This window comes from Bacillus sp. FSL K6-2841 (genome assembly GCF_037976435.1).
GTDB lineage: Bacteria > Bacillota > Bacilli > Bacillales > Bacillaceae > Bacillus > Bacillus pumilus.
In genome coordinates, this window is sequence record NZ_CP150266.1 from 3574694 (window position 1) to 3587949 (window position 13256).

At 37.7% G+C, this 13256-nt stretch carries 13 protein-coding genes and 1 pseudogene; 4 read left to right on the forward strand and 10 right to left on the reverse strand.

Going from position 1 to position 13256, the window contains the following annotated elements:
* Positions 1 to 8 precede the first annotated feature (8 nt).
* Positions 9 to 881, reverse strand: coding sequence for a LysR family transcriptional regulator (locus MHH68_RS18295; protein ID WP_339164578.1), 873 nt, complete (start codon positions 879 to 881; stop codon positions 9 to 11).
* Between the two features lie 143 nt (positions 882 to 1024).
* On the opposite strand from MHH68_RS18295, the gene MHH68_RS18300 reads away from it, so the two are divergent.
* On the forward strand, positions 1025 to 2671 hold the full coding sequence (locus tag MHH68_RS18300) for a DUF2075 domain-containing protein (RefSeq protein WP_339164580.1): 1647 nt from the start codon (positions 1025 to 1027) through the stop codon (positions 2669 to 2671).
* Positions 2664 to 2969, forward strand: a complete 306-nt coding sequence (locus tag MHH68_RS18305; protein WP_339164582.1) for a nucleotide pyrophosphohydrolase — start codon at positions 2664 to 2666, stop codon at positions 2967 to 2969. Before MHH68_RS18300 ends, MHH68_RS18305 begins: the two co-directional genes overlap by 8 nt.
* 88 nt (positions 2970 to 3057) lie before the next feature.
* Here the strand turns inward: MHH68_RS18305 and MHH68_RS18310 are convergent, their stop codons facing one another.
* Complete coding sequence (locus tag MHH68_RS18310) at positions 3058 to 3564, reverse strand: LURP-one-related family protein (protein ID WP_339164584.1); 507 nt, start codon at positions 3562 to 3564, stop codon at positions 3058 to 3060.
* 229 nt (positions 3565 to 3793) lie between these two features.
* Here MHH68_RS18310 and MHH68_RS18315 point away from each other — a divergent pair, with 229 nt between their 5' ends.
* On the forward strand, positions 3794 to 3961 hold the full coding sequence (locus tag MHH68_RS18315) for a hypothetical protein (protein ID WP_268497293.1): 168 nt from the start codon (positions 3794 to 3796) through the stop codon (positions 3959 to 3961).
* Between the two features lie 17 nt (positions 3962 to 3978).
* A complete protein-coding gene (locus MHH68_RS18320) occupies positions 3979 to 4221 on the forward strand; it encodes a hypothetical protein (protein ID WP_061410283.1) in 243 nt (80 codons plus the stop codon).
* A gap of 51 nt (positions 4222 to 4272) precedes the next feature.
* Here the strand turns inward: MHH68_RS18320 and MHH68_RS18325 are convergent, their stop codons facing one another.
* From MHH68_RS18325 to MHH68_RS18360, 8 genes and pseudogenes are all read right to left on the reverse strand, one after another.
* Complete coding sequence (locus MHH68_RS18325; RefSeq protein ID WP_339164588.1) at positions 4273 to 5643, reverse strand: ATP-binding protein; 1371 nt, start codon at positions 5641 to 5643, stop codon at positions 4273 to 4275.
* Complete coding sequence (locus MHH68_RS18330) at positions 5640 to 6311, reverse strand: response regulator transcription factor (RefSeq protein ID WP_323639872.1); 672 nt, start codon at positions 6309 to 6311, stop codon at positions 5640 to 5642. The genes MHH68_RS18325 and MHH68_RS18330 overlap by 4 nt, the downstream gene beginning before the upstream one ends.
* Entirely contained in the window at positions 6312 to 8426 is a 2115-nt protein-coding gene (locus MHH68_RS18335; RefSeq protein WP_339164592.1) for an MMPL family transporter, read from the reverse strand.
* A 105-nt stretch (positions 8427 to 8531) separates the two neighbouring features.
* On the reverse strand, positions 8532 to 9398 hold the full coding sequence (locus MHH68_RS18340; protein WP_339164594.1) for an MBL fold metallo-hydrolase: 867 nt from the start codon (positions 9396 to 9398) through the stop codon (positions 8532 to 8534).
* A 72-nt stretch (positions 9399 to 9470) separates the two neighbouring features.
* Complete coding sequence (locus MHH68_RS18345; protein ID WP_061410122.1) at positions 9471 to 10637, reverse strand: MFS transporter; 1167 nt, start codon at positions 10635 to 10637, stop codon at positions 9471 to 9473.
* Between the two features lie 137 nt (positions 10638 to 10774).
* A complete protein-coding gene (locus tag MHH68_RS18350; RefSeq protein WP_045034889.1) occupies positions 10775 to 11077 on the reverse strand; it encodes a metalloregulator ArsR/SmtB family transcription factor in 303 nt (100 codons plus the stop codon).
* 62 nt (positions 11078 to 11139) lie between these two features.
* Positions 11140 to 11244 (reverse strand): annotated as a pseudogene (locus MHH68_RS18355) (MBL fold metallo-hydrolase); the annotation flags it as partial.
* A gap of 85 nt (positions 11245 to 11329) precedes the next feature.
* On the reverse strand, positions 11330 to 13159 hold the full coding sequence (locus tag MHH68_RS18360) for a hypothetical protein (protein WP_339164596.1): 1830 nt from the start codon (positions 13157 to 13159) through the stop codon (positions 11330 to 11332).
* Between the last annotated feature and the right edge of the window lie 97 nt (positions 13160 to 13256).

The window sequence follows — 13256 nt, forward strand, 5'->3', positions numbered from 1 at the left end:
AGCTGATTCTACTTGAAATGATCTTTGACCACTTCGATCCATCTTATAGCCGATGGAGATGCCGCTTTGAATGATTTGAACGCCAAGTTGATCTCACGATATACGCTTTTCTCAAGTGGAATCACTTTCGTATCAGACATCTGCTCCGGCAAAATTAACGTCGGAATAATGGTCACTCCAAGTCCCTCTTGAACCATAGAAATGAGCGTATTGTTGTCTCCTATTTCAAACAAAACATGAGGCTTCACGCCTCTTTCTTTTAATAATTTCTTAATGAGCAGGTCACAGCCCGCTTTTGGCATAATGAATGCTTCATCATGGAACGAGTCAACTTCTATCACTTTCTTCGTATTGAAGCGATGATCCTCTTGCATGAGCACCACCAATTCATCTTGGAAAAGTGGAATGGTTTCGAATTCTCTCGATGGCTGCGTTAAAAAACCAACATCAATCGTACCAGATGCAATCCATTCCTCAATCTCCTCATAACCACCTTCATATAACTCTACTTGGATATTGGGATACACTTTGGTAAAACGGTGAATCAGCTGCGGAAGCATTTTTGAAGAAAAACTAGAAAACGTTCCGATCTTGATATTTCCCACTTCCATCCCTTGAATCAACGCCGCCTCCTGCTCAAGCAATGACGCATGATGAATGATTTGCCGAATATGCGGCATCACCCGCTCACCTGCATCCGTTAACGACAACCCGTTTCGATTCCGCCGAAGCAGCACTACCCCTAATTCTGACTCAAGCTTCGCAATATTATGACTGACTCCAGACTGCGTTAGTCCTAGCTTCTCCCCGGCTTTTGTAAAACTGCCGCACTCGACGACTGTTAGAAATACTTTGTATTGGAATGTGATCAGTGTGCTCACCTCGTATTTTCATATCGTAAATCGAAAAATAACTCAACATGTCTAATTTATCTCGAGATTCAATATTTACACCTATAGCCACTGAGATATTTTGCTAAATTTATGATACGATAATAGGCAAAAAGACTACAGGGGCTTGCTAAATGAGTGAACTTATTATTGAAAAACGCGATTTTATGACAGATCAAATTCTTTCTTTACGAACAACCGTATTTCATAATCAACCTATTGTCTATATTCTTTATGATGAAAAGAGGAAACCATCTGCTTATATTGGTCAGTCAGTCCAAGCTAGCAGACGTTTGAAGGATCATTTGAAAGACCCAAAAAAGAACAAATTAACTAAAACAATTCTGATTGGACATGAACGATTTCATCAATCCGCCTCTTACAATATTGAGACAAATCTCATAAACTACTTTATTGCAGAAAATCGTTTTCAATTAAAAAATGTTAGCCAGACACGATCGAGGGAAATGCACCATTATTATCAGAAAGACTTTTACAATGAAACTGTCTTTGAAGAGGTATGGAAGCAACTTCAAAAAGAGGAGATCGTTACTCATTCAATAGAAACATTAAAAAATAGAGATATTTATAAACTGTCTCCCTATAAAGAATTATCACCTCAACAAGTAGAAATTAAAAATGAAATCTTATCTTTTTGTAAAGAGCATATCAAACAGTCCGGTCACCATGTGATTTCGATAGAGGGTGATGCAGGAACTGGGAAGAGTGTTTTACTAAGTTCTCTCTTTAATACGATTCAGGATTTATCAAATGATATGGAATCTGTCTTAAACAAAAAGAGCAATTATTTACTTGTGAATCATGCGGAAATGCTTAAAACATATCAAAACATCGCAATGAGTCTGCCAAATCTGAAGAAGAAACAAATTATGAGGCCAACCTCGTTTATTAATCAGATGACAAAGTCAGGTGATATAGCTGACATCGTGTTAATTGATGAAGCCCACCTTTTATTAACAAAAGATGATAAGTACAATAACTTCCATTACCAAAACCAACTTGAGGAGATTATCAAACGAAGTAAAATCACCATTGTCATTTTTGACCCAAAGCAGGTACTCAAAATTAAAAGCTACTGGAATGAAAAATTACTCGAGGAAATAACAAACAGATACCATGCCAAGACTGTGAAACTTACAGAACAGATGCGTATGCATGCTGATACTGATACGTTGAAATGGATTGACCAGTTTGTCTCAAAACGATTATTAACTCTGCCTAAAAAACAGGAATCTTTCGAACTCAAAATTTTTGAGAATCCTAATCAATTTAAAACTGCCATTCAAGAAAAAGATAATGAAGTAGGCCTATCCCGCATTGTATCTACCTTTGACTTTTTACATAAAAAAGATGGAACTGCCTATATCGTAGATGAAGACGGTATTAATATGCCATGGAATTTTACAAATGATAAATGGACATGGGCTGAACATGCAGATTCAGTTAGAGAAGTGGGCTCAATCTATACGGTTCAAGGATTTGATTTAAATTATGTCGGCGTCATACTTGGCCCTTCTATCAGCTATGATGAAGAAAAGGATGAACTTCTCATAGACACGTCAAATTATAAAGACACAGGTGCATTCACATCAAGAAGTGACATGTCTCCAGAGGAAATCAAACAGGCAAAAGAAAAGATTATACTAAACTCAATTAACGTTCTGATGAAAAGAGGCATCCACGGTCTTTATATTTATGCAACAGATGAAAAATTGAGAAGAAAATTGCATGAGTTAACTGAGGGAGGCAAATATGACTGAGATCAAAGATTTAATACATTCGATTAATCAATTTAGAGATGATCGGAACTGGAGACAATATCATAATCCAAAAGACTTGGCCATCTCAATTTCGATAGAAGCAGCTGAACTGCTTGAAGACTTCCAATGGAAAAGTAATGAAGAAGCTCTTGAGGCGAACGAAGAAAATATCAAAGAGGAAATAGCAGATATCTTAATATTTTCTCTTATGCTTTGTTCAGATCTTCATCTAAATGTAAAAGAAATAATTGAAGAAAAATTAATAAAAAATGGAGAGAAGTACCCCATTGAAAAGTAAAGTAACATGATTCGTTCTACTGATTAATGAAGAAGAGTAATGTCCTATCACTCTTCTTCAATTCATTATACTTTAAGAACATATTTGTCTAATTCGTCGTTGTCGACGACGAAGACCTAGACGCTGCTTCATCAGCCTTCACACAATCAATCGCAACAACGAGCGCAATCATCACAGGCTCCATCTCTTCTTTCAAAATATCAACCTTATAGCTGTCACCCCAAGTAAACCATTCCTTCTTCACCTGGCCGATCACTTCGCCATTCTGCAGCACCTGGAAATTCATATCCCACCAGTTACCTTGCACTTCTATACCCGCTGCATCAATTGAATATTTTGCTTTAAAGAACGTAAACTCTTTTTTGATTGTCAATACCTCTTGACCACCAACTTCTACTAAAAACTTCGGCAAAAAGCTAAACATTTTCTTCGTAATTACAGCAATTTCTTCTCGTTCTGTATTCAGAATGGTAAACGTCTTCGGTACCTTCATAAAACTGCCTTCGACCACATACACATCGTTCTCCTGCTGATCCTTTACTGTAAACCTGCCGCTTAGACTAAATACTTTCTGCTTCATGTATAGTTGCTTCATACGTACCTCCGATTAAATTCAAACTTTTATCAGTCATTTATCCATTCTTTATTTACATCTAATTATACCAAAAAATAGAATGATCAAATAACATGTCGAAACTCATGCAAGTTATAATGGAAATATAAACAAAATTGAGAGGAGACCTCATGAAAAAATAGCGTTTTTTGACTGGACCATTCAATTACAAGCAGACTTAACGGCAATAACAGATCATCATGAAAAGAAGATGGTCATTTTAGAACCATCCATTGAATTAAACGGTGTGATCTGGATAGATGAAAACAACGAGCTACAAATCAAACCTACTTGGGATTGTGTCATTACAATCGATCCAACCAACAAAACTCTAACAATCCGGCAAACAGAAGAAGTATTCGGAGAAGTGTACGAATGAAAAAAGCAGGAGGAACTATGAAGAAAATCACTTTTTATGATTGGACAGTTCACTATCCTGAACATTTAACAGCTGTCAAAGATGATACAGAAAAGAAAATGGTCTTTCTAGAACAGACTGTTGAATTTAAAGGGATTATCCGTATTGATGAGAATGATGAACTGCAAATGAAGCCAACGTGGGATTGTGTCATTATGATTAATGCTAAAAACATGTCTGTTACAGTTCGTGATTCAGAAGATGTTGTAGGCTTGCCATAGACATTTAAAAGTCTCATTTGACACACCGCAAATGAGACTATTCTTCACTAACTACTCCTTTGGAAAAAACGTCGTAAAAGTCGTTCCTTCCGCATTGCTTTCTACCTCAATAGAAGCATCGTGATAAGAGAGAACTTCTTGTACAATCGATAATCCTAGACCCATTCCTTCTTTATTTCGAGCTTGATCTACCCTGTAGAATCGTTCAAATATTTTTTCCAATGTCTCTTTTTCTATTCCAATCCCCGTATCTCTGATCTTCACGACCGCTTCTGATTCATTTCCTTCACAATGAATACTGATCTCTCCGTACTCTTTGTTGTATTTAATCGCATTGCCAATTAAGTTCTCCCATACGTTGATCAGCAATGTACGGTCAGCATATACAGTGACAGGCTGTAAATCGATTTTAATTTCTAAGCCCTTCTCTTCTATCCGCCATAGCATTGAATGAACCACTTGATGAAGCTGATCATCGATCCTGACTAGCTGTTTATTCGTTGGATATGTCCCTTGATCAATTGAGGTAAGAATGAGAAGTTGTTTCGTTAAGTTTGATAATCGCTTCGCTTCTGTTTGAATAATGTGATTGTATTTTTTCCCTTCGCTTGACGAAAGCTCCCCATCCAGTAATTCAGAATACCCCCGGATATTGAGCAGCGGCGATTGGAAATCGTGCGAGACGTTATTCACGAATTTCTTTCTCGCTTGATCTGTATTCTCTAGCTTCTGCTGCATCATCCGAAAGCTATCGGCAAGCTGCCCAATTTCATCTTTTCGATTAATCATCAATGGGTACTGGAAGTTATGGTTGGCCATCTCTTGCGTGGCGCTCGTCAATTCTGAAAGGGATTGGGTGACCTTTCGAGACATCAATAAAATGCCAATGATGCTGCTAATAAATACGGCGAATATAAACCCAAATATAATCAAATGAAATTCTGTGAAAAGGCTAATATTATTCGGACGTAAAAATAATCCCCATTCTTCCCCTTCAATTTCTATTTTCGTTCCCACTGTATTTTCTATATCATTTGCGAAATGACTCATGATTAAATATGAATTTTTAAAGGATTTGATCCCATTATATGCTTTTCCGCCTTCAAATAAGGCGTGCATTTGGTCATTCCATTGTGTCGTTTTAAAGGGTTCCCCAAACATCCGCATTTCTCCATCTTCTTTAACCAATGCAATTTGATACCCTAGATCGCTCATGGTTTGCAGAAAATCGGAAGAGGCCTGTAATGTGATTTCGTGTTCTTTGATTTGTTTCGATAACTGCTCCGCAATCACTAAATAACGATCATTTAATTGCTCTTTTACAAAGGCATTGTAAATCAGATTCGAACAAATAAACCCAACAAAGATGCTGATACAAACAATCAAACACGTATATAACATAAACCGTTGTTGTAGTCTCATTCTTTTACCTCTAGTTGATAGCCAAAACCACGAATTGTCACAATTTCAACATTCGCTTTAGCTCTTTTTAATCTCTCACGAATGCGGTTAATATGGGTGTTTAATGTGAATTCGGGTTGTTCTAACGTATCCCCCCAAATGTCATCAATTAAATCCCAGCGGCTCACATTGCGGTTTGCCCGCTGCAGCAGATAATGGAGAATTTCTAATTCCCGCATGGGCCAAATATATTGCTGATTCTCAATCGTTAATTCCCAACGGTTCGTATCAATCTGAATATTCCCCGCAGTTGTTAAAGCTTCTATGGATTTACGATATCGGCGTAAAATGGCATTTACACGGAATAGCAGTTCTTTCGTTTCAAATGGTTTGACGATATAATCATCAATCCCTTGTTCAAACCCTTGCTGCTTATCTTCAATTTGCCCTTTCGCTGTCAGCATAATGACAGGCAGTTCATATTGTTTGATCACAATACTAGCCAGCTGAAAGCCATCCATTCCAGGCATCATCACATCAATAATCATGAGATCAAATGACTGATGTTGCAAAAAAGCAAGCGCTGCCTCAGCATTGCTTGCTTTTGTCACGTGATATCCTGCCTGCTCTAGATGGATGGACACTAATTGCAAAATGGCTTCATCATCATCCACGACCAATACATGCAATTATCCTTCCTCCTTTATCGCCTTAGCTTTGTCTTTTTCAAAGAATAATATGAGCGACGGCAGCAACATTCCTCGAACTAAGAATGTATCGATGATAATCCCAATAGCGACAATAAATCCAAAGATAAATAAGTCGGTAATGGGCATGGTCATTAATGCGGCAAACGTCGCGGCAAGAATGATTCCCGCTGAAGAAATGACCCCTCCTGTGTTTCGTATCGCCACTTCTAATGCAGCTTTGACGTGTAACGTTTTACGTTCTTCTAAGAAACGGCTCACAAGGATGATATTATAGTCAATTCCTAAAGCCACTAAAAAGATAAAGGCATAAACAGGGGCACGAGTAGAAATGGCATCATAACCAAATAACACATCAACTAAGAAAATGCCTAACCCTAAAGCAGATACAAAGGAGATTAAAATCGTCGCCATCATATAAATCGACATTTTGATCGAGCGTGTCAGAACGAGTAACAAGAGAAGAATGAGTAACGTTTCCAGCAAAACAATCTTTTGAATATCTGATTGATTCACTTGTTGTTCATCCACTAATTTAGCCGTTGTGCCCGCAAAAGATAGCTGAACCTCTTGACCATCTGATAAACGATACGTGGATTGATCTGTACGGAATTCTTTTAAAAATTCAATGGCCTCTATACTGTATGGATTCACCTTCAATGATATCGTCATTTTGCCATGCTCTCCATCTTTGGTAACTCCCGAAGGACGAGCCGACCCTATTTGGTCATTTTCTGAGAATTGAGAAGAGATTTCTTGTAAATGTTCCTGAGATAGGTTTTGACCGGTCACTAGCACCGTTGTCTGGGCTAGATCACCTTTATTAAATTGATCCTCGACGATTTCAAATGCGACACGAGAAGGTAAATCCTTCGGGAAATTTTTCACTGAGTTAAATTCATAATGTAAATTGAAAACATTCGCCCCTGTCACAAGTAAAAACAGTAAGACAGCACCGCCAATCAATCCTGGTTTTCGAACAACAAACTTTGCAATAGGCCCCCAAATGCCATGTTTCACTTCTTTCGCTTCACCATATTTGGGCACTTTCGGCCAAAATGCTTTGCGGCCAAATAATGCAAACAAGGCTGGAATCAGTGTGACAGAAGCCATCATAATGACCACCATCGCAGCACCAAAGATTGGCGCAAAGTTTTGATAATCACGAAAATCCGCCACAAATAATATGATCATAGCCGCAAATACTGTACCGCCTGCAAATAATACGGGTTTGGCTGTTGAACGCATCGCCACTTTCATCGCTTCAAATTGATTTTCATGATGTTGTAACTCCTCACGATAACGTGAGAAAACAAACAATGAATAATCAATCACAGCAGCAAATAACAAAATGCTCATAATCGAAGTGGTCGAGTTATTGATTTCAAGTCCACCGACGCCAAGTAAAGCCACGACTTGATTCACCACTTGATAGACAATCACCGTTGCAAATAATGGGATGATCGCTAATAACGGGGAACGATAAATGGCGATTAATAAAACCAATATGATCGCAACAGTGGCGAATAACAGCTTCAAGTCGGCAGATTCAAACAGCTTCACCGTATCCCCTGCTATACCAGCTGGGCCAGTAATATAAAAATCAGCATCTAGCCCCTTCGCTATGTTTGTACCGACTTCTGTTGTCTCATCATTAATCTTTGCATAATCAGCATTGCCTAATCCTGCTTTCAAATTCATTGGCACAATCATGGTCGATTGATCTTCTGATAAAAATGAAGATATCACTTGAGGAGGCAATGCGGACACATCGACAATTTCTTCAATTCCCTCAATCTTTGCCTCTTTGATTCCTTGAATGATCGTTTTTACATCTTGAATAGCCAGCTTTCCATTAGGGTTATGGAACACATATAATCCCGGAGTCCCTTTGTCATTTGGGAAATACTGATCTAACTTCTTTTGGGTCACGATGGACTGAGCATCACTAGGTAAAGATTGAAAATTGCTCACTTTATAATCGCCCAGTTTAGGCCCAGCACTCAACCCGATCATGAGAACAAGCCAAATGATAACAGTCAGCCAAGCTCCCTTTTTTGTAGATATTTTATCAATAAATGATCTAAATACATTCATCAATGGTTCTCCTCCTTTTCTTACCGGTTCGAGTATATCGCCTGTATATAAACTTGATATAAACTCGGTGGAAGGAAGAGACAGGAAAATAAAAAAAGCAGAGGTTTATCCCTCTGCTAATCCTTCATAACCATTTACAAAATAAACGATCGTCTCCAACTCATCTTCTTTCAGTTCTCTGTTCACAAGTGCTTGATATTCATTCACGATTCTCTGTCGATCTCCACCATAAAGATCAGTGTATTTCGCAATCATCCGAAGCTTGTCTCTTTCCTGACGAAACTCCTCTTTTGTCCACGGTCTTTGATGTGAAGGAATATACGTATCTGCATCAAAAGCATCTAACTCATCTAAAAGACACAAGATTTCTTTCACCGTATAATGAACTTTTTCAGCATACATTTTCGGATAAATACAATCACCAAGAAACAGGATTTTTTCCTCTTTCACATACACGATCACTGAATCTGCAGCATGATCGCCTCCAACATGCTGCACAACACAAGTGACCCCGCCAAGATCAATTTCCATCCGACGGTCAAACGTGACATCCGGTAAAACCACCTGAATATCTCGATGTTTCTTATATTCTTCTTTTATCGCCTTCGCGCAGAACTCAATCTCCGTTCCTTCCCTCACCCGCTCATCAATCGCCTCATCTGACCAAGAAAACGGAACAAGCTTCTCCATTTCCTTTCTGGTCTTTGCAGAAGCAATTGAAACCGAATGAGGCAACGCCGGTAGACCAAAAATATGATCCCAATGCCAATGCGTGAGGACAACGAGATCGGGCGTGGCGTTCTCTTGTTTTAAAGTTTTTTGGATGAAATAGTTCGCATGATCTTCTGAGTTACCGGCATCGATCATTAATGTTTTTTTATTGCCTACGACCATGCCTAGGATAGGGCGGTCTGTGAGTGATACTGGTGTGATGTACCTAAAACTCTGACCTATTTTTTTGATTGAGTGCATTGGAGCTTCCTACTTTCTGTCATTATATTTTAAATTGAATCACGTTTTTTCCCATCGTTCTGCTGTTTATGATTAAGTATATCGAATTTCATTACTCGAAGTAGCACGTGAAGCCAATATTGTGACAATGATCGCGATTGCAACGCCTAAAGCACCTGCCCAAGTAACGGAAGATAGAGAAACTTTCTCTACAAAGATACCTCCAATAGCTGCACCTGCAGCCATCGCCAATTGCATCATTGACTGATTGAGACCTAATAGTATACCTGATGACTCTGGCTCCATTGTAGCTAAGTGATATTGTTGAGTCGGGCCAGAAGACCATGCAGCAAATGACCATAATATTAAAATGAGCAATACTCCAACATAAGAATGCGTAACTAGTGAGAGCAATATGAGCATGATGACATGTAATGTCATTCCACTAATCAGAGTAAAATTCACACCCCATCGATCGGTACTAAATCCACCAAACTTTGACCCAACTAGACTAGCAATCCCGAATATGAGAAGAACTCCACTCAGCAATTTGCTGCTTACACCTGATATGTTTAAAAGGTAAGGGGATAGGTAGGTATAGGCAATTGAATAACCACCGAGCCAGAAAAAGGTGATGGCTAATCCCAACACTACTTTTGGTTTTTTAAAAAGAGCGAGTTGTTGAATTAAAGGTACAGGTTTATCCCCTTGAATTTTTGGAATCGTAAGAGAAATTATAGCCATAGCTAATAATCCGAGTAAGGCTATTCCTCCAAATACAGCTTTCCAACCAAAGAAATCACTAGTCATTCTGCCCAGTGGGACTCCAATGATCAATGATGCTGTAAATCCCATTACTACTGTAGCAATAGCGGTACCTTGCTTACCTTTTGGTGCAATTTTTTCAGCAATTGTTAATGCAGTAACTACGACCATCCCCGCTCCAAGAGCCATAATAATTCTTGACACAATAAATAATTGATACCCAGGGAGGACGAATGCAAGAATATTACCTAGAATAAAAACGCTAAGTGAAAATAACATTAACTTGCGTTTATTCATTCCCGATGTTAAAGCCATTAATACTGGGGTGAAGATGGCATACACAAGAGAAAAAATCGTAATTAACTGGCCAGCTGCAGCTATCGTAATTCCTAATGATTCAGAAATATTATCCAAAATACCAGAGATGATATACTCTGATGTACCAACTAAAAAACTTACAATAGCTAAAATGTAAATCTTTACAGTGTTTGACAATGTAGATCACTCCTTATATATAATAAATTCACATATCTAGAATTGTTAATATGTATGGACAAAAAAACATATTACGATAAGTCGATTTGTATTTAATAAATGAAACTGAATTCTGATGTATGAATTCAGTTCATTTATTAAATATTTTTTTCTAGAATCTTAGCAATTTTTTTTATGGCATTTTCATCTCTTTTATAATACGTGTATTTACCTATACGCTCTGTCGTAATTAATCCAGCTCGAAGTAAAATTGAAAGGTATTGAGATGCTGTTGATTGCGTCATTTTCAATTTATCTGTTATTTGACTAACACATACCCCTGTAGTATTCATATCAATCCCTTCATGAGGTGTAAAATGACGATCAGGTTCCTTTAGCCATTGTAAAATTTGCAATCTGGATTCATTGGATAAGGCTTTAAAAACTTCTATTGGCTCCATACACCCCATTATATCGATAAATAACGATATGTCAACATGTGTTGTTGGAGATTCCTTACAACGTTGCCGGCATCGATCATTAATGTTTTGTTATTGCCTGCGACCATACCTAGGATGGGGCGGTCGGTGTGTGATACTGATGTGATGTAGGAGAAGGTTTGGCCTATTTTTTATTGTGTGCATGGTGTGCCTACTTTCTAATATTTTTAAGTTTTATCCCCGTTGAATTGTTATGCTCTACTTAATCAAATATTATTTCTTTAACAAATGTTTGGCTAACTTTCGATCTTCTTTATCATCAGTCTTAATGGATATATGTTCAATCAATTCCCTTGTGGCCGCTTTCTGCGCATACGAAGGAGGCCATTCCTTTAATACACTTAAAGCATGATACTGTAAATTTCCATCATCTGATCTAAGTGCAGCTTGAATCAATGACAATCCTACACCTTCGTGTTCATATAAATCTTGCACAATATATTGTAGACAAGCCACTTCATCATCGGAGAGGTTTAATAACGATAAATGTGTTTCTGCAAATGTGCAAAGCTCTCTAATATGCTCTTGATGATTTGTGTCCATCACAGCAAAGTATATTTCACTATTTGCCGGATCTTTCTCAAGTAAAGCAAATAGATGCTCAATCACATCTAAACGATAAAAGAGAGCGATTTCAAGTGCTTGGGAGCTAAAACCCTGTTGTAACGAATCGATCGCAAGCTTTGGCCATCTACTGTCATTAATAAACGGTTGAACAGCTTCCTGGATAGCCTTATAATCGTCCTGTTTCCATGAGGCATTCAATCGGTCTTCCCAAATCTCTTGTTCATCATTTAAAAACTCATTTATTTTCAATATTGTATAAAAGTCCTCAATTGCTTGGCAGTGCTTATGAGCATGGTGAATAAATCGGCAGAGAACTGAGCTTGCATTTGAATACTCATCGATTCCGTAGATAGAAACCTCATCTTCTAATAATGCTTGAATGATGAGACTCGCTCCATCATATAATTCTTTGGAAATTTCATCTTCTGATAAAGCTGTTTCCAGACCACCATTAAGAGCGCAAGTATAGGCTAAGTATTCATTCATGATTGTATTTTCGCAGCCCTTTGTTAGTAACCAACGTTTTATTTCTGGCGTCGAGGCTTCCATTTGCTCAACAGCCGAAATTTTTCCCCATCCATCAACAGACTTTGCAAGACGCCAAACATGTTCGTTTCCTTGAATTGTGCCATTCTTCAATGCAAACACGACATAAGAAGTAAATTCTTCATGCATACCTATTGTGAATAAAAGCTCTTTGTATTTTTCACAGTTCGTACATCCCAGTATCATGACTGCAAATTTGACGACCTCCCGATGTGCCGCATGCTCAAAAAGCCATAACGCTTCTTGCTGTACAAGAGACTCATCCCATTGTGTTTGTTGAAATCGGTCAATTAACTCACTGTTGCGACTCGCCATATTGTTAGAAATGATTTTTTCATATGTTTTTTTTCTAGTTTCGTTTGTAGGATGATTCAGTTGTATTTCAAAAAGCTTCAATAGTTTCTTCACATAAAAAGGGGCAGGTCGTTCATCTACATAATAATCAGATAAACCGGGAGCCAATCGTGGTTCATTTTCGTCAAATAAATAATCTTCATCGGGTAAACGGTCGTCTACTATTTTATGATGTGATTGAATTTGTTGTTGAATAAAGGGAACGATTTTCTCTTTATGATCCCATGGGAGAAAGTCTATCTTCATTGATTCATCTAAAACCGTTTCATGATCTACCTTCACCATACAACGAAATCGTACATACCCACCAAGTTTAACGGACACTTTGTGTTTTGTACCATCTTGAAGCTCCAATATCCCCGACAATTTTGAATATGGAATTATATGAGTCAAAAAACTTTTTCGTTGTTTTTTATCAACTGTCACACCATCAATGATTAGTTGCTCTTCTTTTATTTGGTTTGTAATTTCTATAGAATGCCCTTTATATTCAATTTTCCATGTTTTATTTATTTCTTTTTCTACATCTTTTATTACGTTACGTATTTCATGTTTAAAGTCAGCTTTGAAACCCATGAAAGTCTCCTTTGAGTAATTGTAGATTGAATATGTGATCGTTCCCAATACCTGCTGTAATCGTTTCTTGAACTAAGTTTTCATTATATATAATACG

What these genes read in the sequence shown, in the direction of transcription:
- MHH68_RS18315 (WP_268497293.1), top strand. Translation starts at nt 3,794, where the DNA reads ATGGTCATTTTAGAACCATCCATTGAATTAAACGGTGTGATCTGGATA.
- MHH68_RS18310 (WP_339164584.1), bottom strand. Translation starts at nt 3,564, where the DNA reads ATGAAGCAACTATACATGAAGCAGAAAGTATTTAGTCTAAGCGGCAGG.
- MHH68_RS18335 (WP_339164592.1), bottom strand. Translation starts at nt 8,426, where the DNA reads ATGAATGTATTTAGATCATTTATTGATAAAATATCTACAAAAAAGGGA.
- MHH68_RS18325 (WP_339164588.1), bottom strand. Translation starts at nt 5,643, where the DNA reads ATGAGACTACAACAACGGTTTATGTTATATACGTGTTTGATTGTTTGT.
- MHH68_RS18350 (WP_045034889.1), bottom strand. Translation starts at nt 11,077, where the DNA reads ATGGAGCCAATAGAAGTTTTTAAAGCCTTATCCAATGAATCCAGATTG.
- MHH68_RS18320 (WP_061410283.1), top strand. Translation starts at nt 3,979, where the DNA reads ATGAAGAAAATCACTTTTTATGATTGGACAGTTCACTATCCTGAACAT.
- MHH68_RS18300 (WP_339164580.1), top strand. Translation starts at nt 1,025, where the DNA reads ATGAGTGAACTTATTATTGAAAAACGCGATTTTATGACAGATCAAATT.
- MHH68_RS18340 (WP_339164594.1), bottom strand. Translation starts at nt 9,398, where the DNA reads ATGCACTCAATCAAAAAAATAGGTCAGAGTTTTAGGTACATCACACCA.
- MHH68_RS18305 (WP_339164582.1), top strand. Translation starts at nt 2,664, where the DNA reads ATGACTGAGATCAAAGATTTAATACATTCGATTAATCAATTTAGAGAT.
- MHH68_RS18360 (WP_339164596.1), bottom strand. Translation starts at nt 13,159, where the DNA reads ATGGGTTTCAAAGCTGACTTTAAACATGAAATACGTAACGTAATAAAA.